This is a genomic window from Oxalicibacterium sp. (assembly GCF_035565035.1).
In the GTDB taxonomy this organism is placed as follows: domain Bacteria; phylum Pseudomonadota; class Gammaproteobacteria; order Burkholderiales; family Burkholderiaceae_D; genus Oxalicibacterium.
On sequence record NZ_DATMTD010000019.1, the window covers coordinates 1 to 23137 of the forward strand.

The window sequence follows — 23137 nt, forward strand, 5'->3', positions numbered from 1 at the left end:
GAACCGACCGAGTTCGGATTGGCCGACTGGGCAAAGGCGTCGAGATCGCCGACGACCGCCGTTTTGTAAGTAGGCGATGTGGTCGAGACACGATCCCAGACTGCCGACGCTTTGGCGCTGCCGCCAAAAGCCTTGCCGGCGTGGTTCGGGAAGGCCGTCGTTACCCCTGCCGAACCTGTGGCTGGCGTCAGCACGACGCCGTCTTCCGGCGAAATGAACGGAGCCGGGCTGTCACCCTCGAAGTTGAACCAGGTGATCGTGCTGCCCGACGAATCGTAGAGCACAACGATGTCGCCGCCGCCCAGGCCTGCGCCACCCAGAGCGGCAACTTTCACCGTGCCCGGCAGGTTGTTCCATGCAGCGCGGAATGCGGCTTCGTCAGTCGTGTTGACGACGACAAGACGTTCCATTGGATTGATGATCGTGTTGGCCTGGAAGACGGCTGTATTGCCGCCAAGCCCGAATTCCAGATGATCGTCACCCCAGCGCCAGTTGCTGATATCGATGGCGGTCGAGCCGTAGTTGTACAGCTCGAAGAAATCGCCGCCTGCATCGGCGTTCGAGTTCACTTCGGTGATCAGCAGCGTTGGCGGCGGGCCGCCCACTGCGCCTGTCGTGAAGGTCTGAGAGATGCCGGTGAATGCATTGCCGGAGAGATCGGTGACAACGCCGCTGTTCAGCTGAACGGTATAAGGAACATTCGAATGTAATGCCGTTGTCAACGTGATGCGCATGGTATTCGCAAGGAATTTCACCTGCGGATCGTTGGCCGGAATGGTGCGCGTATCGCCGTCTGTGCCGGTGATCACGATGTTTCCCGTGCCCGCCTGTACTGCTTCATCGAAGGTCAATGCGATGCGGGAGACACTGACGTTGGTTGCCGCGTTGGCGGGCGCACTGGCGACCAGCGTTGGCGCACCGGCATCCGGCGTACCGCTGACCGTGAACGACAGCGCGGCGGTATCTGCGGCACCTGGCGCATCGGCACCGGCGGCATTCTTGAACACGCCTGCGACATAGCTGATGCTGTAGGTCTTGCCGCCCGCAAGATTTGCGCGTGGATTGATCCTGACGGTGTTGCCGGTGAATGACACCTGTTGCGTATCTGTGACCGGGATCGTGCGGGTATCCGTATCAGTGCGGATCACGATGTTGCCCGCGCCTGCCTGTACCGGACGATTGAAGGTGAGGTACAGATTGCTGCCTGCGCCGACGGCGTTCTTGTCGGTTGTGGGCGAGAAAACCGTCAGGCCGGTCACGCCGTCAGGTCCCGCCAGTTCGCCAACCGTGTAGATGGTGCCATCCGCCCCCATTGTCACGCCTTCGTTCTGGCCGGTGACATCCATCGGCAACGTGCTCATGATCTTACCGGCGCGGTTCATCTTGACGATTTCGCCGCTGCCTGCGCCGATGATGACCACGTTGTCATAGTCAGGCGCGCTTGCCGGAACGATATTCGACAGTGCGAAGACGTCGTTGAGTGCCGACAGACCCGTTTTGTTCGGATCGAACAGGTCGGTCGGTTCGGTACCCGGTGCGCCGTTGGACGACGTGCCTGCACCAAAATCGATGGTCGTGCGGAATACGGCTTGCGGGAATTTTTCCTTGACCAGAATGTAGCCGCCGGTCGACGGATCGAAGCTGATGCCCTCGAGGCCGATGTTGCCGACGTTGGTGCCCAATGCAACCGTTTGCACTTGCGCGCGCGTCAGTGTCGACCCGGGCGCATAGGTGAACAGGTCGACAGTACGGCTGCGCTCCTCGACGATGGCAAATTTACCGCCACCGACATAGGTGATGCCTTCGGTATCCGCGTCTTCAAAATCGTCCTCGTCCAGCGTCATCGTGTCGATCAGGTGACCGTCGGTCTTCGATATCTGCACAATGGCCGTGGCACCATCGCCGATGACGAACAGGCTGTCGGTATCCTTGTCATACGTGACGCCGGAGGCCTCGGCCGCCAGCAGGTTGTCGGCGACGCCATCGGTATCGTCGGGATCGGCAGGCAGTGCGAAGTTGCCGGTCTGCGAATAGTTGGCGAGATCGTAGGTACTGCCCGGTGCGGTAAAGGACAGCGACGGGGTGGTGATGCCGCTATCGGCCGAATCGCCACCGCTACCGCCGCCGCAGGCGGCAAGTCCGAGGGCGCATAAAGCAGGCAGCCCCCATTTGATGCATGTCGAATGAATATTCATGGCATGGAGAGATGGGTGGAAAGCGCATGATGCTATAGCCGTCGTATTACATGTCGATGACGGCGCCGGAAGCGCCGGGGAAGACGCGGATGCGAAAAAACTGCTGTGCCGCGCATGGGATTTTCCGGTGTTGACGCTGTCGGCGTGCGGCGGCATCATTGTCCTGCAGCGGCGTTGCCGCCGATCGGTTCGACCAAGCTTCAGGAGATCATGATGAGTGTCTTGCTGTATGCGCTGTATTGCCTTGTATTGCCGCTATGGGTTTTCGCGGGCTTGTACCTGGTATTCGAATTCGCTGAAATACTGAAAAAACGGCACGCCAAGAAATGAATGCCGCCGGTCGGAGTGTCGCCGTCGCCGCATGAAGGTGGCAGTACATGTACCTCTATTCGTAAAAAAGCCCGCTGTTGCGGGCTTTTTAATTTCGTCTTGCAGATCCTTGCATCAGGAATTGCCGCCGGCCGGTAGTTGTTCCTTCAGGCTTTCCGGATTGGTCTTGACCGGTGCAGAGGCCAGACGCTTGTTCTTGTCGGACAGGGTTTTGATCAGGCCGTCGATGCCGGAACGCTGGATTTCATACGCGAAGCTGTCCTTGTAGGTCTGGATCAGCCACGCACCGAGCACGTTGACGTCATACACCTTCCATCCGTCCGGATTCTTGATGAGTCGATAACCGAAACGCACCGGCTGGCCTTGTGCATTGTTTGCATGCGCAAACACTTCCACATCGGTCGCGGCCGGATCGGCGCGCAGCGGTTCGTAAGTAATCTTCTGATCGCGGATCAGTGTCATCGCACCCGAATACGTGTAGATCAGCAGCGCGCGGAATTCCTTTTCGACTTGCTGCTTCTGTTCCGGTGTCGCATCGCGCCAAAAGCGTCCCATCGCCAGCGAAGTGGTGCGTTCGAAATCAAGGTTCGGCAGGATCTTGTCGTTGATCACCTGCCGGATGCGGTTGCGGTCGCCGCCCTGGATATTCTTGTCGCTCTGGACGATGGTCATCACTTCTTCGGTGACGCGCTGAACCATCTTGTCCGGCGCTTCCTGCGCGGAAGCGTGGCCGGCGGCGATGAAGGAAACCGCGCAACAGGTCAGCAGTATTTTTCGCAGCATGTGAATCCTCTTGTGGTTGCAATTGCATGAAGGTATGCAACAGTTCGACAACGCAGTCTCACATAGTTCACCGCACAATACGCCGAGGCTTGCAATCGGTTACACAAAGAGGAAAAGCTGTAACAGGTGACGATGAAAAAAGCGGCGCATCCCGAGGGAACACGCCGCTTGTTGTACTTCTGTAATGAAACAGTGCTGTGCGGGAACTGCGTGATGCCTGGCGATGTTCGGCTGTTACTTGCGTTGCAGCGTTTGCACCGCGTTGTCCAGTTCGACATCGTTCGGTCCGAGGATGTGCACGACGCGATGATTGGCATCCAGCAAAACGACCGTCGGAATTTTCGTGATGCTGAAGGTGCGGAACAGAATGCCGTTGGCGTCCAGTGCCAGCGGCATCGCGAAGCCGTTCGTCTTCCTGTAGTCGAGCAGGTCCTGTTCGCTGGCCCACAGGCCCGATGCAATCGTCAACCATTCGACATTGCCGTTCTTCGCCAGTCGTTCCGATTCGAGGCGGACGCGCCGGCAGGCTTGCGCTACTTGCGGACGACTCTGCGACAGATACGACTCGCACCACGGCGCGGTAAATACCAGTGCGCGCGGTTTGCCCGGTGTGGCAAGCGGCATCGATGCGCCGCCGAGCGGTGTGACCGTCACATCCTTCACGATGTCACCATGTCTGAGAATCGCGTGCTGGAATGGCTTCGCACCGGAACGCCGTTCGGCGACCGGTACGGTTTCGCCCGACATCACGCGCGCGAGTGCGGCATGAAACTTGTCGTCTTCCAGATGGCCGATGTAGGCAATGCGTCCATCCTTGTCGATCAGTACGTGGGTCGGCGTCACACGCACGTTGAACGCACCGGCCAGACTGCCGTCATCGACGACGATCGGCATCGACATCGGAATCTTCTTCTTGTACTCGCGCACGGCAGCGGCGTTGTCGCTGAAGCCGGTGTTGACGGCGATCACCTTGATGCGTTTGCCGTCTTCCTTGTAGATGCGCTCAAAGCCCGGCATCTGTTCGCGGCACGGGACGCACCAGGTCGCCCAGAACTTTAGGTACACGGGCTGCTTGCCGCGCAACGCCGCAAGCTCGATCTGCTTGCCGTCGATGGTGGTCAGCCTGGCGCCCGGCGCTGGTGCGCCGATCAGCGATTTGCCGGCGCTGTGCGCGCGGCTTTCGCCTTCGTTGACGCTCTCCGCGGTCGTCTTTGCTGTCTCGGCCGCATGGGCGACATGCAGCACGCCGACACATAGCAGCGCGATCAAGCATTGGCCGATGACGGCGCGAGTTGTTTTGATGAACGTCATGAATGTCTCCAGTCTGCCGATCCGGATCGGCAGGGTGAACGGGTTGCTCGCAATGACATGTAACGCGAGATCAGGATGCGGTTGAGGTGGCGAGTGCTGCCGACAGCTTCGCGCTCAATTGAAGACGGGCTTCTTCCACTGCCTTGCTCACGGCTTCCGGGCCGAACACCAGTCCTTCCAGCGGGAAGAAATGGACGTCCTTGATGCCGATCGAGGCCAGTGCATAACGCAGGTACGGTGTCAGGAAGTCGAGTTGCTTCGCACGTTCGCCGACATGAAAACCGCCGGAACTGACCAGGATGAACGTCGGGCGATCCTGCATCAATCCGACTTTGCCATGCGGCGTCGAGTTGAAGCTGCGGTTGATGCGGATCACGTAATCGAGCCACAGCTTCAGCGACGCAGGGACCGTGAAGTTGTGCATCGGCGTCACAATGAACAGCATGTCGCTCTGTTCCAGTTCGACGATCAGGCGTTCCGACCAGGCGAATGCCTGATCGTCATGCGGTGTATGCGACGTGATCGCCATCGCGTATTCACGGCCGATCGGTGGAATCGGCGAATGCACCAGATCGCGTTCGATGATGCGGGCGTTGTCGATTTGCGCGGCGGCAATCGTTTCGGTCGCAAGTTTGTAGCCGTGGCTCGCCTCGCTGTGCGGTCCGCTGTTCAGTAACAGAATGCGTGTCATGGTGGTTCCTGTATTTATGGTTGCGCAAGAGCTTCGACGAAATGCATGCCGCGTGCAAGCAGGCCCTGGCGAAAATAGAAACGCTGTGCCAATGCATTCCCCAATCCCGTATCGAGCACGAAATGCGTGCACTGTGCTGCGACGGCCTGCTGTCGCGCCGCGCTCAGCAATTGTTCGCCGATGCCGGAACCATGCAGCGAAGTGCTGACGATCAGATCGTCGACGTAGACGAAGCGGCCGTAGATCAGATTATCCTGTAGTCGATAGCCGGCGAGGCCGACGATGGTGCCGTCACGCCATGCTGCCAGCAGGCGATAGCCTTGCGTGTGCTGGTGCATGACTTGTACGACATAGGTCGCGCTGTCGGTCAGGTGTGGTCGCAATTCCTTCATGACCGGGAACGAAGCTGCCAGATCGGCTTCGTTGCTGATGTGTCTGATTTCCACCATCGTAATTCCTTCTCTAAAAAATCGGCGATGCAGTGCATCACGCGTTTGTTGTTTGTTTTTTCGGATGCGATTTATCGAACCATGCCTCGAATCGCGTGGAGCCGATGCGCGCATCGCCCAGCGGCGTCAGCGACAGATCGGTGAGCGATGAGCCAAAGTAGGCGGCCTTCGCATCCGGCACGACAACGCGTTTGTCGCCGACGGCATCCAGATAGCGTTTGACGATCGTTGCCAGCCCGACTTTCTCGGGACCCGCCGCATCGAACGTGCCGTTCAACGGTTGCGCCAGCGCGGTATCGGTCACGATCGCAGCAATGTCATCCACGGCGATCGGCTGCACATGCGCAGACGGCAGATGGACTTCGTCGCCGACGGTGCCGTATTGCGCGATGCCTTCGAGGAATTCGTAGAACTGCGTCGAGCGGACGATGGTGTAAGGCACCTTCGAGGCTTTCACCAGATTCTCCTGCACCAGCTTGCCGCGGTAATAACCGCTGCCCTGCATGCGATCGGTGCCGACGATGGACAACACGATGTGATGCCGGACACCGGCCGCTTCTTCGGCAGCCAGCAGATTGCGGCCGGACTTCTCGAAGAAATCGAGCACGGCATCATCGGCAAACGAGGGCGGATTGCTGAGGTCGATGACGATTTGCGCACCCTTGACGGCAGCCGCAAGGCCTTCGCCGGTGACGGCATTGACGCCGGTGCTGGGCGAAGCGGCCAGTACTTCATAACCGAGCTGGCGCAGATTGACGGCGACTTTCTTGCCGGTCAGTCCGGTGCCGCCAATGATCAGGATTTTCATGGAAGGTCTCTTGGTTGCGTTGGCGGCCGCGCTTCGATGCGTGAAGTGCGGCCTTGGTACAGATTATTCAGGCATCTTGCGGAAGGCGATGGCAAAACGGTTCCAAGTATTGATCGAACCGATCAGCAAGGTCAGTTCCGACAGTTCTGCATCGTTGAAGTGAGGACGCACTGCTTCCCATACGGAATCAGGGACATGGTTTTGCGAGACCAGCGTCAGCGATTCGGTCCATTCCAGCGCAGCGCGCTCGCGGTCGGTGAAGAATGGTGATTCGCGCCAGGCGGAGACGGTTGCCAGACGGCGATGCGTTTCGCCGGCCTTGAGGGCGTCGGTTGTGTGCATGTCGAGGCAGAAGGCGCAACCGTTGATCTGCGATGCGCGCAGGCGCACCAGGTCTTTCAGCAGGTGGTCCAGCTTGCTTTTGGCGATCTGGGCTTCCACGCCCATCTGGGCTTTCAGGACGTCAGGGTTGGCAGTATAGAAATCGAGTCGGCTTTGCATGTGAATCTCCTTGGTTGCGTCGGGTTTGAACAAAAGTGGTGTTGCGTTGATGTGTAGTATGCGAAGATCATGACCATGTTAGAAGGGCCAAGAAATGCAAAAGTGACTAGGACATGAAAAAACCCCCGCCGAAGCCTGAACTCGATCCAAAGAGCGATCCGGGCATTGATCTCACCATCGACCGCACGCTGGAACTGCCGATGTATCTGCAGATTTGCCAGCGCTTCAAGACGGCCATCGAACAGGGTCATCTGCATGCGGGCGACCGTGTGCCGGCGGTGCGCGCGCTGGCGACCGAACTGAACCTGGCGCGCGGCACGGTCGAAATGGCCTATCGCATCCTGACGGACGAAGGCTATCTGCAGGTCAGGGGCGCCGCCGGCACCGTTGTGTCACCACATCTGCCACAACCGGCTGTACACAAGCCGCAGGCGACGGTGCCGAGTCACTCGATATCGGCCGCGCTCGATCACGACGGCAGGGCGCCGAAACCGCTGCAACTCGGATTGCCTGCACTGGACGCCTTTCCGCGCAAGGTGTGGAACCGCATCGTCGGGCATCGTCTGCGCAGTAGTGAACCGATGCGCCTCGGTTATCCGCACCCGGCCGGCTACGATCAGTTGCGCGAGCGCATCGCGACCTATCTCGGCGTGTCGCGCGGCGTGGTCTGCCTGCCGGAACAGGTGTTCGTCACCACCGGTTTGCGCAACACGCTGGAGCTGACCTTGAGCAGCCTGTCCATCGTCGGCAACGAATTCTGGTTCGAAGATCCCGGCTATATTCTTGCGCGCCCTTTTCTGCAGAATGCGGCCGTCAAGCTGGTGCCGGTGCCGGTCGATGAACACGGCTTGATCGTCGAGGAAGGCAAGCGTCTCAGTCCGTATGCCAAGTTCGCGCTGGTCACGCCGTCGCATCAAAGCCCGCTTGGCGTGACGCTCTCGCTTGAACGACGCATGGCATTGCTGGATTGGGCAAGCAATGCGGGAAGCTGGATCATCGAAGACGATTACGACAGTGAATTCCGCTATCAGGGACGACCGTTGCCGGCGCTGAAAAGTCTGGACCGCAACGATCGCGTCATTTACGCCGGCACCTTCAGCAAGGTGATGTTTCCCGGCCTGCGACTGGCGTATGTGGTGGCGCCGCTCAGCGCCGTCGCGCGCTTCCAGGCGGTGTCGTCGAACCTCAATGCGGGCAGTCCGTACCTGTTTCAGGCAAGCGTGGCGGACTTCATGGCGGAGGGCCATTTTTCACGCCATCTGAAAAAAATGCGGATGCTGTATGCAGAGCGTCGCGCAATCACGCAACGCGTGTTTCAGCAGGAACTGGGCGATCGCATTCGCATCAATCTGCAACCCGGCGGCATGCACATGCTGGCGCAACTTGCCGACGACGAGAATGACGTTCTGCTGGACGAGCGCGCGCGGGCCGTCGGCCTGGCGATGCATCCGTTGTCGCGCTGGTATATCGACGCCAAGCCGCGGCAGGGATTGCTGATGGGATTTGCCAACGTGACGGACGAACGCGAAGCGATGCGACTGGCGAAAAAATTGAAGGAAGTATTCGGCTGAAACAGATCATCGCCGTCAAACGTCAAACGTCAAACTTGAAAATTCAGACTTGAAAACTCAAGCGGCAAAGCGTTTTCGATAATCCGATGGCGACACCGCCAGATTGCGCTGGAACGTGATGCGCATGCGTTCTTCATCGCCAAAGCCGCATTGCCGTGCAATCTGCTCGACGTTGCGACCGGATTCTTCCAGCAGGCGACGCGCGGCTTCGAGCCGGAATATTTCCACTGCCTTGGCGGGCGTGCGACCGGTCTTCTGCTTGTACACGCGCGCAAAATTGCGCGGACTCATGTTGACCTTTTCAGCGAGAAAATCGACCGTCAGTTCCTCGCTGTCGAGATTGTCGGTGATCCATGCGTGCAGCGAATCGAACGCCGCGCTGTCTTCCGTCTGCGATTGCAGCATCACGCTGAATTGCGACTGTCCGCCGGGACGTTTCAGAAACACCACCAGTTCGCGCGCGACCTTCATGGCAATATCGCGACCGCAATCGGCCTCCACCATCGCCAGCGCCAGATCGATGCCGGCACTCACGCCGGCCGACGTCCACATCTTTCCCTGCTGCACAAAGATCGCATCGCGATCGATGCTGATCGCCGGAAAGCGCTCTTCCAGCATGTCGCACATTGCCCAATGCGTCGCCGCGCGCTTGCCTTCCAGCAGTCCGGCCTGCGCCAGCAGAAACGCACCGCTGCACACGGAGGCAATACGACGCGCCTTGTCCGCCGAGCGGCCGAGCCAGCCGACCAGTTTCGTTGAATGCTCGAGTACGTCGGTGATGTGCGGCGAGCCCGGCACCACGATCGTATCGATCGCACGATTCCGGAACGTGCGCAACGCATCGGTCTGCACACCGACGCCTTCCACGCTATGGATCAATCCGCCGTCCATGCTGACGGTGTGGCGCACGTAGCCTGGCAGGCCGCGTTGTTCCATGTATTTGGACGCAGCCCAGAATACGGTTTGCGCACCGGTCAGGTCGAGCAGGCCGACATCCGGGAAGGCGACGAACAGAACGGTACGCGGCTGTTGCAGGCGGTTTGGCTGTTTTTTTGGGGTATATGTCATTTGAGCCAGATTATTCCACGCTTAAGATGACATCGTCAAAGCAAAGCAACATCTAACTGATTGGAGAATGTCATGAAGATCGTAGTCATCGGCGGTACAGGATTGATCGGCAGCAAAACCGTGGCGCTATTGCGTCAACAAGGACACGACGTCGTCGCGGCATCGCCGTCGAGCGGCGTCAACGCGGTCACCGGCGAAGGACTGGCGCAGGCGTTTGTCGGCGCGCAGGTCGTGGTCGATGTGTCGAACGCACCGGTATGGGAAGACAACGCGGTACTCGAGTTCTTCGAGAAGTCGAGCACCAACATGCTGACTGCGGAGAAGCAAGCGGGTGTCGCGCATCACGTCGCGTTGTCGGTGGTCGGCACCGAACGTCTGCTCGACAGCGGTTACTTCCGCGCCAAGATGGCACAGGAAAAACTGATCAAGGCCGGCGGCGTGCCGTACACGATTCTGCGCGCGACGCAGTTCTTCGAATTCCTCGGTGGCATCGCGCAGTCGGGTACCGACGGACAAACCGTGCGGCTGTCATCTGCAGAGTTCCAGCCGATTGCGTCGGACGACGTGGCCGCCGCCGTGGCGGATGCCGCCGTGAGCAAGCCGGCCAACGGCATGCTCGAAGTGGCCGGTCCCGAACGCATCGGCATGGGGGAGATGGTGCAACGTTATCTGACAGCGATCAACGATACACGCAAGGTGGTGGCGAATGCGGAGACGCCGTATTTCGGCATGAAGATCAACGATCAGTCACTGACGCCGGGTGACAAGCCGCGACTTGGCAAGTTGAGTTTTGAAGAATGGCTGGCGAAGTCCGGAGCGGCGAAGTAACGCCGACGGATGAAAACGAAAAGCACGGTGACGTCGATCCTGCTGTTTCTGCCGATCGCGTTCAATACTGTCTTCCTGTTCGTGAACGGCGTGTTCATGCTGATCGTGCCGCATGCCTGGTATCAGTTTGTGCCGGGCGTGATCGACACCGGTTTCTATAACCAGCACTTCATTCGCGACATCGGCATCATCCAGATGTTTCTTGGCACGGCATTCGGCATCGGTCTGCTGCGGCCGGACGCGCGTTTCGTTTTGTGGCTGGTGGCGACGTTGTGGCTGATTGCACATGCGTTGCTGCATTTCTGGGAAGTAGCGGTCGGCATCTGCGGACCGTCGGTGCTGTTGCGCGATTTCCCTGCAGTGACATTGCCTGCGTTGATCGGAATTGTCCTGACCTTGCGCGCATGGAAATATCGGCATATGCCTGGGCGAATCTGACCAAAAGTCCGAGTGATTGAAACGGTAGTAAAAAGCGGCATCGATGCAAATCGATGCCGCTTTTTTCATTTGCCCGATGCGTCGTTTCATTTGCGAGGTCACAAACACCCAGATGCACAGGATTATTTCTGCCGAGAATACTGTGACTTTTTTCTGAAAAATACGTCGAAAAACTTCACATTTTCAACAGCGAACTAAGTTCCGCTTGCACGCTCTGATACGGCGAGCCGTACGGCTTCGGATTCGTTCGTCAACGTGCACCATGCACCTACATCCTTGTGAGGCAATCATGACCATGACCATCGTTTCGTTTTACATCGACTTCAGCAAAATGTTCAAAGAGTGGATCGGCAAAGTGGATATTTATAACGGCCTGAGTCATGAGGCCCGCGAAGATCTGATCAACTGGTGAGAGATGAAGTCAACGTTGCCGCCTTCATCGCGATTCGCCCGAAAAGAATACGCAAAAATAAAAAGGAGTTACGTTTGCACGTAACTCCTTGATGCATCTTCAGTTGGTTCTGCTTTCGCATGATCCGAAGAAAACCCGCCCGAACCGGATCACGCCGGTTTGACGATGCGTTTACTTCAGGCTGATGACGCCACAGGCCAGACGTTTCCCTGAATTGCCAGTGGGTTGCGTTTTATAGTCGTCCGGATCGGCGTGCACGATCAGGCCTTTGCCGATGATGCTGGCCGGGGAATTTTTCATCACATTGATTTCGCTGATCGGGATACTGAGTTGCAGCTCAGCCTTGCCATTGGCATCCGCCGTGATGTTGCCGAGATCGCCGCCATGATGTTCGCCCTTGTTCGGTGCGCCATGATGTGTGCCAGACGGATTGAAATGGCCGCCGGCGCTCATCGCATCCGGTGCGCTGCAATCGCCTTTTTCATGAATGTGGAATCCGTGCACGCCCGGCGGCACACCGGTCAATCGTGCATCCATCAACAGTTGGTCGCCTTTCTTGACGAAAGTGACGGTGCCGGTTGCGGTATTGCCTTGCGTCGGCTTCATGTTGGCCACCGCGATCGGTGACGAGCCACCCATGCCGGCACAACCGGTCATGGCGACGATACTGAACAGTGCGATGGGAAGAGTTTTCATGCGAGGCTCCTTGGGTTGAATGGATTTCTGACATCCTTTTACCGCTACTCGTCCCGGCGTTCTGTTGGGTATCGAACATTGACCGTGTGCCGACCGTCGATCGAAAGGAAGGCAAAGACGACTGTGCACTATACGACGCATTTGTGTGAGGAGAGTGACAGGCGTCTTCTTTTCCCTTTTTCATGCAGATGCGCGATCCTCGCCTGGGAATGCGATTGCACCGACAATCACCAGCAAACACAGCACACCCAGCGCCTGCAGCATCAAGGTGAAACCGCCGCGTTCATGCAGCGATGCAACCAGGCCGACCGATGCGCCCGCCGCGGTAAAGCCGAGAAAGTAGCGCACCGAGTACGCCCGCGCCCGCCATTCGTCGCTGGTGTATTTGCCGATCATCGCGTCGTTGACCGTGATCTGGCCGAAGATGCCGATGATGATGCCGACGCAGACGAACACCAGCGGAAAGCCGGACAGCGTCGCACCGAAAAAAAGCAGCGGTGCAAGCATCAAAGCCAGTGGCAGGAACAAGGTCTTCAGCGAATGGCGGTCGAGCAGATGGCCGATCAGATATTGCGCGATGGCACCGAAGCCGTAGGTGCCGGCCGCAATCATGCCGATCAGCGCGGTGCTGGTCGTCAGGTCGGACAGTCGTTCGGTAAACAGTTTGGGCAACGCCACGGTGAGGGCGTTGAACGTGGTGGAGCTGGCGATGATCGTGATCACCAGCGCGACGACGACGCGCCACATTGCCTCCTTCGACACGCGCGCAGTTGTCGCGGGGCTGCTTTTCCGAACGACGCGCACTTCATGTCGAACGCTGCGTGCAAAAAAGAAGCCGGCCGTGATTGCAGCAATTCCCGGCAGCACGAATGCCCAACGCCAGCCAAGATACTGGCAAACCACGCCGGTGATCAGCGCCGACAGCGCCACGCCAAGATTGCCCCATACGCCATTGACGCCGATTTCACGACCGAGTCGTTCCGCATGGGCAATCAGCATGGCCGAGCCGACCGGATGATAGATCGCGGCAAACAGTCCGACCGCCAGTAACGCAAAACTGAGTTGCTGCGGCGTCTGCGTCAATCCCACCGCAATCATCGACGCGCCGATGCCGATGAAGAAAATCACCATCATGTGACGGCGGCTCCAGCGGTCACCCAGCCATCCTGTCAGCAGAGAGCCGGCGCCGAACGCGATGAACCCCGGCGTTGCATACGGCAGGAGGTCGGAATAACTGATGTTGAAAACCGGTGCCATCACGATGACTGCGGCAGCAAATACCAGCATGGCGTAATGGTCGATGAAATGGGCGATGTTGATGTAAGCGATGACGGTGCGCGGATTGTTCATGAAGCAGCCTTTCTAAAAATTCACGGCTAGGTTAATCTGACTGCTCATCGACAGGGAGACAAGTAACATCGCTCAAGCGCCACGCTTTTGGCGCATCCTCTGCGCATGTTCCAGCCTCTCCCATCATTTGCCGGGATAAACATGATTGTTTCTGACACCGTCTATTCGCGCGGCACGCGACTGGGTCTGCACATGCATCGCGAGGCGCAACTGCTGTTCGCATCCAGCGGCATCATGCAAGTGACGACGCCGAAAGGCCGTTGGCTGGTGCCGCCGGCCCGTGCAGTATGGTTGCCGCCACAGATCGAACATGCGGTCGATGTGCTGGCCGACCTGCAGATGCGTGCTTTGCTGATACCGTTCGACCGGGTGGAAAAACATCCGGAAGCACAGCGACTGAATCGCGAGTTCGTCGTAACGGTCGGGCCGCTGCTGCGCGAGACCATCCTGGCTGCATTCAAGGAAAGCGTGCATCCCAAACGTATCGATCTGCTGGCGGATCTCGTCCTGTTCGAGTTGATCGAGGACGAAGATGCAGCGACCTTTGTCCCGTTGCCGAACGATCCGCGCGCATTGCGCGTAGCGAAAATGGTGCTCGCCGACCCGACAGGTACTCAGGAGCTGGAATTGCTTGCACATGCGGCGGGTGCGTCGGCGCGCACGATCACACGGTTGTTTCCGATGGAGACGAACCTGACCTTCAAGGAATGGCGGCAACGCGCACGCATCATGTCCGCGGTCGAGGCGCTCGGCAGCGGACGTACATCGATCAAGCAGTTATCGATGCAACTGGGATTCAGCAGCGTTGCTGCGTTCGGCCATGCGTTCCGCCACGTGATGGGAATGACGCCGGGCGAGATGATGCGCAGGTCGGACCGCGGAAAGCAAGCACCGGAAAAGGAAACGAAAAAGCAAGCCGCAAGTCGAGTCTGATGCGGCTTTATCGATTGGCTCTACCGTTTGGCGCTACGGATTGTTTTACTGGCTTATTGCCAGGGTACGGCGTGGTCAGCCTTTCCTTTGCAGCGATCTGACCAGCGTTTGCACCGCCGTCAGCAGATCGCCTTTCGTCACGCTGTTGTCGTCAGGTATGCCGCAATGCGCGGCTTCCTCGCGGTGCGGTTGATCCGCGGGTTCATCCTGATCCTCGCGAACGGTGATGGATTTTCTGATTGCGTATTCCAGGATTTTCAGCCGGTCGGTTAGGGCTGTAACATCGTTGTCGTTCACTTGTACTCCGGTTGCGTTTGCGGTGCTCATATCAAGGGCTGTTGCATCGATCAATGTAGAAATAACATGACGACGTTGCCATGTGCAGCGTCGATTGCTCAGTCACATCCAGGCATCGGCATTCACCTTACCCAGCGCCTTAAAGGCCGGTTTGCAAAAGAGGTAGCCCTGCATCAATTCGATCCCGGCCGACAGCAAAAAATCGCGTTCGGCTTTGGTTTCGATTCCCTCCGCCAGCGGCATCATGTTCAGCTTGCGGCACATGAGGACCACGGCTTCGACGATGGTCTGGCGCGGCACGCTGCGATCGATGTTGCGAACGATATCCATATCGATCTTGACGATATGCGGCTGATATTCGGCCAGCAGGTTGAGCCCTGCGTAGCCAGCGCCGAAATCGTCGATCGCTGTGCGAAATCCCATTCGCCGATATTCATGGAAGATGTTGACCAGATGCGGACGCTCTTCGATTTTTTCCCCTTCCGTCACTTCGAAGATGATGTTCTCGGTCGGGAAGCGGTATTGTCTGGCCGCATCCAGCGTGGTCCGGATACAGGCTTCAGGCCGGTACACGGCATTCGGCAAAAAGTTGATCGACAAAAATTCCTTCATGCCAAGCTCCGCCGCTGTCTTGACTGCCTTGACGCGGCACGCTTGATCGAACGAATACTGATTGTCCGGCGTCACTTGCGAAAGCACGGAATACGCGGATTCTCCCGCCGGTCCGCGCACCAGCGCTTCGTGCGCATACACCGTGCGCTTGACGACATCCACAATTGGCTGGAACGCGAATTCGAAATCGAATGTCAGTCCTTCTCCGTGCTGGCATTCACCGCAGGCTGCGCGCGCGTCGTGGGACTTGATCGTGTGCACACCGTTTTTTTCTTCATTGATCGGAATCATGGCGTCCTGTTTTTCATCGGCAATACAGTTTTTCGAAGGTTCTATTCTGGACTCCGAATCCGATAAAAACAAAGCGAAAACAGCATGAAAGGTCACTTCCTTCCCCGGCGTGACATTTTTAAAACAGGCGATTTCTCGTCTGTTGATTCTCTTTCATGTTTGCGAGCCTCATTCAGAACGTCACAAAAATGATGCGATGTGCTTCAACGGCAGGACAACAGTTCGGTTGCCGCAGCCGGCGTCATTCAGGCAAAACGCATTACCCTGCCATCCATGCCGTGGTGCACGACGAGCCTGCGCGCATTCTGTCCTGCGGCAACATCGCTTTCGTCGAAGTTGACATACTTCGCCATCTCGTGATGGTTGACGGCGACCGGTTCGCGGCGGCGATTCACGTTACGAAAGCGCAGGTATTCCTGCAATGCCCACATCAGCAGCGTTCCGCCGAGAGCGGCCACAATGGTGGCGTACGCAAGCGCCAGATGCGACAGGTCTTCGAGTTCCCGCATGTAGGTCAACTCGCTGTAGGAATGGTAGAGACCTGTCATCCACGCGATCACGGTAATGACGGGCATCCACAAATAGACAAAAATCGCCCAGAACAATACGGTGAACACGCTGCTGCCAATTTTCGTATGGCGAGAAACGAGGTCCGGCATGTTCAGGATCAATTTGTAGCGGGGGCTTTTTCTTCGGTTCATATCGTGTCCTTCAGTTGAATTGGATTGATTGTCGGTGCGCGCTTGATCATCGATTCGTTCGCAGCATTGCCGGGTCCGATGCCGCGGTCCGGGCTGACCCACACCGCGCGTTTTTTCCTGCCGCGCAGTATCGTCTTTGGCAACGCCCAGATCGTCGTGCACATGTTGACTGTCCAGTAAAGCAACGGGTACCAGATCATCCAGAAAAACTGGCGGAAGGATTTCTGGTCATAGTTGCGGTCGAGGATGAGGCCGGTCATAACCTGCAGCAGACAGGTGGTGCCGATGATGACGCCATGCCAGCCCGGAATGATCTGCACCTGCCAGTGCGGTGCGACGTCGATGAACAGGTTGACGAACCACAGCATCAGCACCGTGCCCATCGAGAATGCCCACAGCACCGACATGATGTATTCGACATACACCAGCCACATGCGCCGCAAGTGCCAGTGGCGAAAGACGTAACCGTATTTGAAGATGGCCTGAATGCCGCCCATCGCCCAGCGCAGTCGTTGCTGCCACAGGCCCTTGACCGTTTCCGGCATCAGGATCCAGCACAGTGCGCGTGGTTCAAAGCGGACATCCCAGTGATGGATCTGCAGCTTCCAGCTGATGTCGATGTCTTCGGTCAGCATTTCCGGACTCCAGAAATCGACATCCAGCAATGCGCGACGACGGAACATGACGACGACACCGGAGACGGTAAACAGCCGACCGTAAATCCGTTGCGTCCGCTTGATCAGACCGACGATCGATGAAAATTCACCGACCTGCAAGCGTCCCAGCAAGGTGGAGCGCGTGCGGATGCGCGGATTGCCTGTCACTGCGGCGAGTCGCGGACCTTTCTGGAAATGACGCAACAGCCACGGAATCGCATCCGGATCCAGAATCGCATCGCCATCGATACACATCAGGAATTCACTGCGCGCAACCAGTGCGGCGGTATTCAGCGCCACCGCCTTGCCCTGGTTGTGCGCCTGGTGGATGACGCGCAGCATCGGATAGTACGTCATCAGATCGTCGAGAATCTGCCCGGTATTGTCGGTGCTGCCGTCATTGACGCAGATCACTTCGTAGTCCGGATAATTCAGCCGCGATAGTGCATCCACCACATCCTTGATGTTGTCGCCTTCGTTGAAGCAGGGCACGACCACCGTTACCGGGGGTTGCGACGTCAGCTCACTCATTGCATCCGTAATGCGCAGACTGCGCCGTTCATATCGCAGGTAGTAGGTGATGCCGCCGATGATCCATACGTACGCCATGAACAGCGGGTAATAGAAGGTGAATCCAAACAGAATGTTTTCAAATTGCATGGCTTACTTTCGAATCGGATGGGTTTCTATCGATATTTCCGGTTTGATGATGTGTTCCTCGGGCTGGTCGGAATGAAAATCGTCCGGGTAATAACCGAGATTGCGCGCGCCGGCGCGGTGCAACTGACGCAGTTGTCCCGCGAGAACGTGCGATGGAATCGGCTTGCCGGTTCGCCAGTCGCGGCTTTGCAGTTCGAACACCGTGGTACGCAGCGCATCCGGTGTCTGCCTGACCTTGCCGATCAGTTGATCCAGCCATGCAGCAGGCTCGGCGGCACCTTCCATGTAAGGCATCGCCATGATTGCGGTGTAGTCGTAGGTCGCGAGAAAGCTGGAAAAGGATTGGGCAAACCAGTCCTCCGATTCAGGATGCAGGACTGGCTGGGCGTAGATGTTGCGCGCGGTCTGCAATGCCGGCTGGTAGTGGCGCAGCGTGTTTGCCAGGTGCAGCGTGAACGCGTTCAGATAGGCAGTTTTCTGCGTGGCCCAGAGGCGACGCGCCTGTGGATCGTTGCGGATATCCTGCAACGATCCGTTCAATTTCCACTCGTCGCGATAAACCGCCAGTGCGGCAGGGCTGGCATCTTCGTAATCCGACAGCGTGGCGTCGTCGTGGAACAGGATGCCTGCAAAAATCGCATGCTTGCCCAGGTCTTCGTAAATTTCCGTAATCGCCTTGCGTGCAACCGGGTCGAACGGAGACAGACGCAAGTAACGATTTTTCGAAGCCGAGAGCGGTGCACCGGGCATGGTTTGCACCACATGCGACGCCGCCGGATGCGATGCCGGCAGCTTGAATGCCATCACCGGCATCCACGCAAAGACGCGGACGCCAACACGCGTCTTCAATTGCCACGCGACACGGGAAAACAGGTCGGCGCGCATCGGCAGGTTCCGGTTGGGAAAGTACACGGCATCGGCGACGCCATCGCCGTCGGGATCGGCAAAAGCCTGCAGATACACGGTGGTCGGATGCAATCGGTAAAGACGATTCATCAGCTTCGACAGATTGGCTTCCTGCACGACCGGATCGTCGTCGTACACGTAATCCAGATCGACGTGAATCACCCGTTCCAGCGGCTGCTCGGCACCGTCGTAACGTGCCGGTTGACGCAGTAACTGCATCAGTCCGGCAAGGCCGGTATCGAACACCATGAGCGAACGGCGCACGTGATTCGGATTGTCTTCCGGCGTATTGGGGCCAGGCTCCAGATTGAGGGAAGTCGGCATGCCCAAATCCGCTGCGATCTGGTTAACACCATGATTGTCGGCGCCGTACGGCCACACGATCACGCGCGGGCGCTTGCCTGTCTCGCGCTCGATCAGGTCGGAGTTCCGCTGCAGATCGGCCTTGACACGCTGCGCATGGGTCGCGTCGCTTTCGTATCGCGTTCCCTGTCCCTGATACGCGCGGCTGATCGCCGCCGGCATCAGACCGCCTTGCGGATTAGTCGCAATGCCTTGATGCAGATTGTAGGTATGCGACGCAACTTCGACCAAGCCGGAGTTGACCATTTCGCGCACTTCATCCCAGTTGACGAATGCTGATCGCGGTACGCGGATATCGCCAAACTGCACGAGTTGATGCGGCGGTGTTTGTATCCAGTTACCGACGATGGCAATGACCGCCGGATAGTTGAACTGCTTGAGCAGCGGGAAAACCTTGGTATAGACACTTTCGAATCCATCGTCGAAGGTCAGCAGGATCGCCTTGTCCGGCAGCGGGGTCTTGCCGGCCCGCGCATCGATGATCTGCTGCAGGCTGACCGGGCGATAGCCGTTCTTGTCGAGCCACGACAATTGCTGCACAAGATCCTGCGTATCGACGGCGGTGGGTTCCGGCCATGTCTTGAAGCTTTCGCGCACGTTGTCGCGGATGTCGTGATACGCCAGCACGCGATAGGTTTGCGGCGGGTCGTTGGCCGGCAACACGGTCTGCAATTGCGGCGTGGCGAGCACGGCAGTGGACGGCTGCTGCGCATGCGCGGCATACGGCAATAGCGCGGCGGCCAGCAACGACAGCAGCATGCGCGACCAGCGTGAATTGCGTGGTGCGGCGATCGACGTTGTGCCTGTACCGCTCGTTGGATTTGTCAGCATGCAACTCATTTGATGGCCCAATTCAGATTCAGATAACCGTAATGGCGTGTCTCTTGCTCGCCGTCATAGGGATGCCTGCTGACGCCGACGCCATACGTAACGACGAAAACATCATCGATCGACCACGCGTGTCCATACTGCACGCCGGAGGTTGCGCCGGAGCCAAAGCCGTCCTGCCAGTAGCGTCCGCCGAATACCTGCAGCTGCTGCGTCATCGAACGGCGATAGCGACGCCATGTCGTCCATTCGCCGAGGAGCGTGGCAGTCGCTTCCGTGTCGCTGGACGGATTGAAATAAGCGGCACTGGATGCGCTGTTGCGGGATGCCGCGACGCCAAGGATGGAATCCATCTTGAATACCGGTCCGCTCCACCAGCGTTCGGTCCATGCCACTGTGGCAGCATCGCGGCGGTTGTCGTCGCTGAAATGCGTGCTGGACAGTTCGCCGTCGATGCGACGCGATTCGTTTTTTCGCCATGTCAGACCGGCGGTGAAGCGACGGGCAGTCACGTCGTTGTCGAATGCGGCGGCAGACAGATCGTTGACGTTGGAGTCCGCTTCCAGTCGCAGCTGCCATGTGTCGGAAAAGGATTTGGTCAGCTCCACGGCGGCGCCGGTGTGACTGGCACTTTCGATTGCGCGGTTGATCTCCGCGGCGAGGGTCAGGTCACGCACGCGATAGTCCATGCCGACGCCGATTCTTCTGCGCCTGACTTCGTTCCCATCCGCCGTATCTTCATTCAGATGACCTGACGAATGCGACACGTGGCTGAACACGCGATACGCGTCGCCGAACGAATTGGTCAGCGGAGCCGAGTACAGTCGCGCCTCTACCAGGGATTCCGCACCCGCAACACCGCCGCCCTTGCCGAAGGTGCTGGCGACCTGCAAAAACGGGCGATCGTAAATATCGAGTTGTCGCGCAAGGTTCTGTACACCCTTGTTCTCCGGATAGTCGCGCATCAACGCAGGAAGTGCCTGCCGGGCTTCGGTGAACTGATTCAATGCCAGCAAGGCGTTGCCGCGTCCGGTTTGCGGTCCGACGGCCTTGGGATCATCGACCCGCATGCCCTCATATTCGTCCAGTGCCGCGCGAGGATGTCCGCGCGCCATGCGCAAATCCGCATACGCGCCTCTGACTTGCTGATTGAATGGCGCGCTCTGCCGCAGCACGGCAAGACGATGTTCGGCTTCCTGCAGGCGATCTGCATACATGCGTACCAGCACGGTCAGTACGGCAGCGGTCGGATAATCTTCATTCGGCGCTTCTACACCGGGAATTCCCGCATTGCTGAACGGCGGCGTTGTGGCGAACAGATTGTCCGCGGTGACCTGCGCGTCATCATGCTGCTCGGATTCGCTGTAGGCATAGGTCAGCCCCATCTGCCAGGCATCGACCGTGGCGACGTCGCCGGCACGCGCTTCCTCGATGGCGGATACATACAGGTCGCGCGCAGTTTCCGGCTGCTCCAGATACAGATAGGCATCGGCCGCTGCCGCCTTTGCGTAAGCCGGTAACGCGATGTTCGCTGCCTGCAACGACCGATGGATTTCCACCACTTCGCGCATCTGCTGTCTGTCGCGCAATGCAATCATGCGGTCGAACTGCGTTATCGGTGCATTGCCGAATTGCTCGGTGACCTTCTGATTTTCTTCCAGCGAGGCGTCGGTAGTCGCAAAACGCTGCTGCTTGTAATCGACATTCAGTTGCGTCTGTCCGAAATTGACCGTGCGTCCTGCGCCGGCATGCGCGATGTAACGCCGCTCGTCTGCGCTGAACCAGTCAGGCTTGCGGTCGACCATGCGCGCGGCGAGATAGGGCATGCCCGCGGCGGTCAGTGAAAACACGTAATTGCGGTGCGCGTCGCGCGATTCCGGATTCAGTCGCACCGCGTTCTGGTAGGTATTGGCCGCCAGCAGAGGTTCGTCGCGCCGCGTGTAGACGGACCCCAGCAACATGATCATCGGTAGATCGCTGCGCTGGTAGGCAGACGTGAATTTCGGCAGAAATTTCTGCACATACTGCAATGCCTCGTCCGGACGTTTCTGTCCGAACATTGCGTCGACCAAACCGACACGGGCTTCGACATCGTCTGGTGTCTTGTGTAGCACAAGGCGATACGCTTCTTCCGCTTTATCCCAGCGGCTTACCTTGTTTGCCGCGTTGCCAAGCGATTTCACAACATAAGCCGGCGTGTCCGGTTGGACTAGTTGATCGAAGTAGGAAAAAGCGCGCGGAAAATCACCACTCCAGCCAAGCACGACAACAAGGTCGTACAGAATCTGTTGATCGTCTCGATAGGTGTCATGCCAAGACGTCAGTTTTTCAATCGCGACTGCAGTCTCGCCGTTTCGTGCCGAGCGAATGACACTGTCGTATTCCGCTTGCGGAACGGCGGCGTGAGCAAGGCTGGTTGCGCAGAGTCCCAATAGAAAACATGCCAAACCTGACTGCGTGATTTTCGAATGCCGATTTCTTTTTCGCATAAACAAATCTAGTTCCTGGTCTTTACATCGTGATGTTTTCCAAGGACGCACAATGATCCGCCTCCGATGGACGGAAGGCGTATCAAAACCGTTTGGGTTTGGAAACAGGTATGTCGCTGGAAGTAAAAGCCTGCCGAGATGCGCATGCGATGTTCCTGATCGACGGGGCCATTCGTTGTTATTGCTTGCTGAACTGTGACCCGCTGCAAAGAATAGTTTGTGCGATGAAAAGTCGTATGTGCGGTCAAGCACAAAAGAAACCACACAAATGTCAAAGATGTGAAAGCGTGTTTTCACATTAAGAGCAACATTTTTTTGTCGTCGCACGTTGCGTTGAGAAGTGCTCTCGCAAACGAAGCGTTAAAAAAATGTCGTCGAAAATTTTCGACACCGGTGATGCGACGGCCGCAGCAATGTAAACGCGCTGCGATCGTACTGCTTAAATTATGGGCAGACGGAATATTGCATCCGCCACGCAAGGAGCGCGATGCTGTTGAATGCGTCCTGCAAAAAAAGATCGTGAACCTTGCCAGCTTGTTCGGGTCCCACCTTCTTTTCCGGAGGCTATATGACGATTTCCATGATTTCGATCAGCCGACAGCATTCCGGCTGCTACAAATGGTTCATCAGTTCAGGAAGTGAAATACATCATTCGCGTTTCGGACAGGCCACGCTCGAAGCGTGTCTTCGGGGAGCGGGCGTGCTCGCACCCAAGAATAATCTGCTTGTTGAGATCGTCTATCAACAGATTCACATGGGCACGCATCTGCTTGAAGAAATCATCGCCGATGCCGGCCGACTGGCAAAGCAGATCAGCGAGCGTTACTCGTCGCTCACGCTCACCTGTTCGTCAGCCGATCCGGATGCGACGCGACCGTCGCATGTGTAGAGGCGGAACGCGCACGCGGCTTTTGAAGAATGATGCATGACGACCATGATCACGCATGGATGGATGCAACACGAATGCGTG

General features: G+C 57.8%; 22 protein-coding genes. 6 read left to right on the forward strand and 16 right to left on the reverse strand.

Translation table 11 applies throughout. The annotated features are described in order from the left end of the window. From VN114_RS02050 to VN114_RS02080, 7 genes are all read right to left on the reverse strand, one after another. Positions 1 to 2195: SdiA-regulated domain-containing protein (locus tag VN114_RS02050; RefSeq protein ID WP_325511472.1), on the reverse strand; the 2195-nt coding region annotated here is incomplete at its 3' end. A gap of 444 nt (positions 2196 to 2639) precedes the next feature. Further along, positions 2640 to 3308 carry an ABC transporter substrate-binding protein gene (locus VN114_RS02055; RefSeq protein ID WP_325511474.1) on the reverse strand — a complete coding sequence of 223 codons (669 nt, stop codon included), beginning with the start codon at positions 3306 to 3308 and terminating at the stop codon, positions 2640 to 2642. A 234-nt stretch (positions 3309 to 3542) separates the two neighbouring features. Further along, complete coding sequence (locus tag VN114_RS02060) at positions 3543 to 4619, reverse strand: TlpA family protein disulfide reductase (protein WP_325511476.1); 1077 nt, start codon at positions 4617 to 4619, stop codon at positions 3543 to 3545. Positions 4620 to 4689: 70 nt separating this feature from the next. Then, positions 4690 to 5310: an FMN-dependent NADH-azoreductase gene (locus VN114_RS02065; protein WP_325511478.1), complete on the reverse strand. Its 621-nt coding sequence runs from the start codon at positions 5308 to 5310 to the stop codon at positions 4690 to 4692. Between the two features lie 14 nt (positions 5311 to 5324). Then, a complete protein-coding gene (locus VN114_RS02070; protein WP_325511480.1) occupies positions 5325 to 5759 on the reverse strand; it encodes a GNAT family N-acetyltransferase in 435 nt (144 codons plus the stop codon). Between the two features lie 37 nt (positions 5760 to 5796). Then, on the reverse strand, positions 5797 to 6567 hold the full coding sequence (locus VN114_RS02075; protein WP_325511482.1) for an SDR family oxidoreductase: 771 nt from the start codon (positions 6565 to 6567) through the stop codon (positions 5797 to 5799). A 63-nt stretch (positions 6568 to 6630) separates the two neighbouring features. Next, entirely contained in the window at positions 6631 to 7068 is a 438-nt protein-coding gene (locus VN114_RS02080) for a carboxymuconolactone decarboxylase family protein (protein WP_325511484.1), read from the reverse strand. A gap of 113 nt (positions 7069 to 7181) precedes the next feature. Between VN114_RS02080 and VN114_RS02085 the strand changes: the two genes are divergently transcribed. Next, entirely contained in the window at positions 7182 to 8639 is a 1458-nt protein-coding gene (locus VN114_RS02085; protein WP_325511486.1) for a PLP-dependent aminotransferase family protein, read from the forward strand. A 57-nt stretch (positions 8640 to 8696) separates the two neighbouring features. Here VN114_RS02085 and VN114_RS02090 read toward each other — a convergent pair whose 3' ends face one another. Further along, positions 8697 to 9707, reverse strand: coding sequence for a GlxA family transcriptional regulator (locus VN114_RS02090; RefSeq protein ID WP_325511488.1), 1011 nt, complete (start codon positions 9705 to 9707; stop codon positions 8697 to 8699). Between the two features lie 72 nt (positions 9708 to 9779). Here VN114_RS02090 and VN114_RS02095 point away from each other — a divergent pair, with 72 nt between their 5' ends. The 3 genes from VN114_RS02095 to VN114_RS02105 all read left to right on the forward strand — a co-directional run bounded on the left by VN114_RS02095 (position 9780) and on the right by VN114_RS02105 (position 11385). Next, entirely contained in the window at positions 9780 to 10535 is a 756-nt protein-coding gene (locus VN114_RS02095) for an SDR family oxidoreductase (protein ID WP_325511490.1), read from the forward strand. Positions 10536 to 10544: 9 nt separating this feature from the next. After that, positions 10545 to 10973, forward strand: a complete 429-nt coding sequence (locus VN114_RS02100) for a hypothetical protein (RefSeq protein WP_325511492.1) — start codon at positions 10545 to 10547, stop codon at positions 10971 to 10973. Between the two features lie 289 nt (positions 10974 to 11262). Then, the gene (locus tag VN114_RS02105) at positions 11263 to 11385 is read left to right on the forward strand and encodes a hypothetical protein (RefSeq protein WP_325511494.1); all 123 of its coding nucleotides are present in this window, start codon (positions 11263 to 11265) and stop codon (positions 11383 to 11385) included. A gap of 171 nt (positions 11386 to 11556) precedes the next feature. Here the strand turns inward: VN114_RS02105 and VN114_RS02110 are convergent, their stop codons facing one another. Continuing rightward, positions 11557 to 12081 (reverse strand): superoxide dismutase family protein, encoded by a 525-nt coding sequence (locus VN114_RS02110; RefSeq protein ID WP_325511496.1) that lies wholly within the window; start codon positions 12079 to 12081, stop codon positions 11557 to 11559. A 180-nt stretch (positions 12082 to 12261) separates the two neighbouring features. After that, the gene (locus tag VN114_RS02115) at positions 12262 to 13431 is read right to left on the reverse strand and encodes an MFS transporter (RefSeq protein ID WP_325511498.1); all 1170 of its coding nucleotides are present in this window, start codon (positions 13429 to 13431) and stop codon (positions 12262 to 12264) included. Positions 13432 to 13572: 141 nt separating this feature from the next. On the opposite strand from VN114_RS02115, the gene VN114_RS02120 reads away from it, so the two are divergent. Next, positions 13573 to 14364, forward strand: a complete 792-nt coding sequence (locus VN114_RS02120; RefSeq protein ID WP_325511500.1) for a helix-turn-helix transcriptional regulator — start codon at positions 13573 to 13575, stop codon at positions 14362 to 14364. 75 nt (positions 14365 to 14439) lie between these two features. On the opposite strand, the gene VN114_RS02125 is transcribed toward VN114_RS02120, so the two are convergent. The 6 genes from VN114_RS02125 to pgaA all read right to left on the reverse strand — a co-directional run bounded on the left by VN114_RS02125 (position 14440) and on the right by pgaA (position 22125). Continuing rightward, positions 14440 to 14715 carry a hypothetical protein gene (locus VN114_RS02125; RefSeq protein ID WP_325511502.1) on the reverse strand — a complete coding sequence of 92 codons (276 nt, stop codon included), beginning with the start codon at positions 14713 to 14715 and terminating at the stop codon, positions 14440 to 14442. Positions 14716 to 14763: 48 nt separating this feature from the next. Beyond that, entirely contained in the window at positions 14764 to 15564 is an 801-nt protein-coding gene (locus VN114_RS02130; RefSeq protein WP_325511504.1) for an EAL domain-containing protein, read from the reverse strand. Between the two features lie 245 nt (positions 15565 to 15809). Beyond that, on the reverse strand, positions 15810 to 16265 hold the full coding sequence (pgaD, locus tag VN114_RS02135; protein WP_325511506.1) for a poly-beta-1,6-N-acetyl-D-glucosamine biosynthesis protein PgaD: 456 nt from the start codon (positions 16263 to 16265) through the stop codon (positions 15810 to 15812). Beyond that, positions 16262 to 17581 (reverse strand): poly-beta-1,6-N-acetyl-D-glucosamine synthase, encoded by a 1320-nt coding sequence (gene pgaC / locus VN114_RS02140; protein WP_325511508.1) that lies wholly within the window; start codon positions 17579 to 17581, stop codon positions 16262 to 16264. The genes pgaD and pgaC overlap by 4 nt, the downstream gene beginning before the upstream one ends. Before the next feature lie 3 nt (positions 17582 to 17584). Further along, on the reverse strand, positions 17585 to 19681 hold the full coding sequence (gene pgaB, locus VN114_RS02145; RefSeq protein WP_325511510.1) for a poly-beta-1,6-N-acetyl-D-glucosamine N-deacetylase PgaB: 2097 nt from the start codon (positions 19679 to 19681) through the stop codon (positions 17585 to 17587). Positions 19682 to 19686: 5 nt separating this feature from the next. Next, complete coding sequence (pgaA, locus tag VN114_RS02150; protein WP_325511512.1) at positions 19687 to 22125, reverse strand: poly-beta-1,6 N-acetyl-D-glucosamine export porin PgaA; 2439 nt, start codon at positions 22123 to 22125, stop codon at positions 19687 to 19689. A 610-nt stretch (positions 22126 to 22735) separates the two neighbouring features. On the opposite strand from pgaA, the gene VN114_RS02155 reads away from it, so the two are divergent. Then, a complete protein-coding gene (locus VN114_RS02155; protein WP_325511514.1) occupies positions 22736 to 23056 on the forward strand; it encodes a hypothetical protein in 321 nt (106 codons plus the stop codon). Positions 23057 to 23137: the final 81 nt, after the last annotated feature.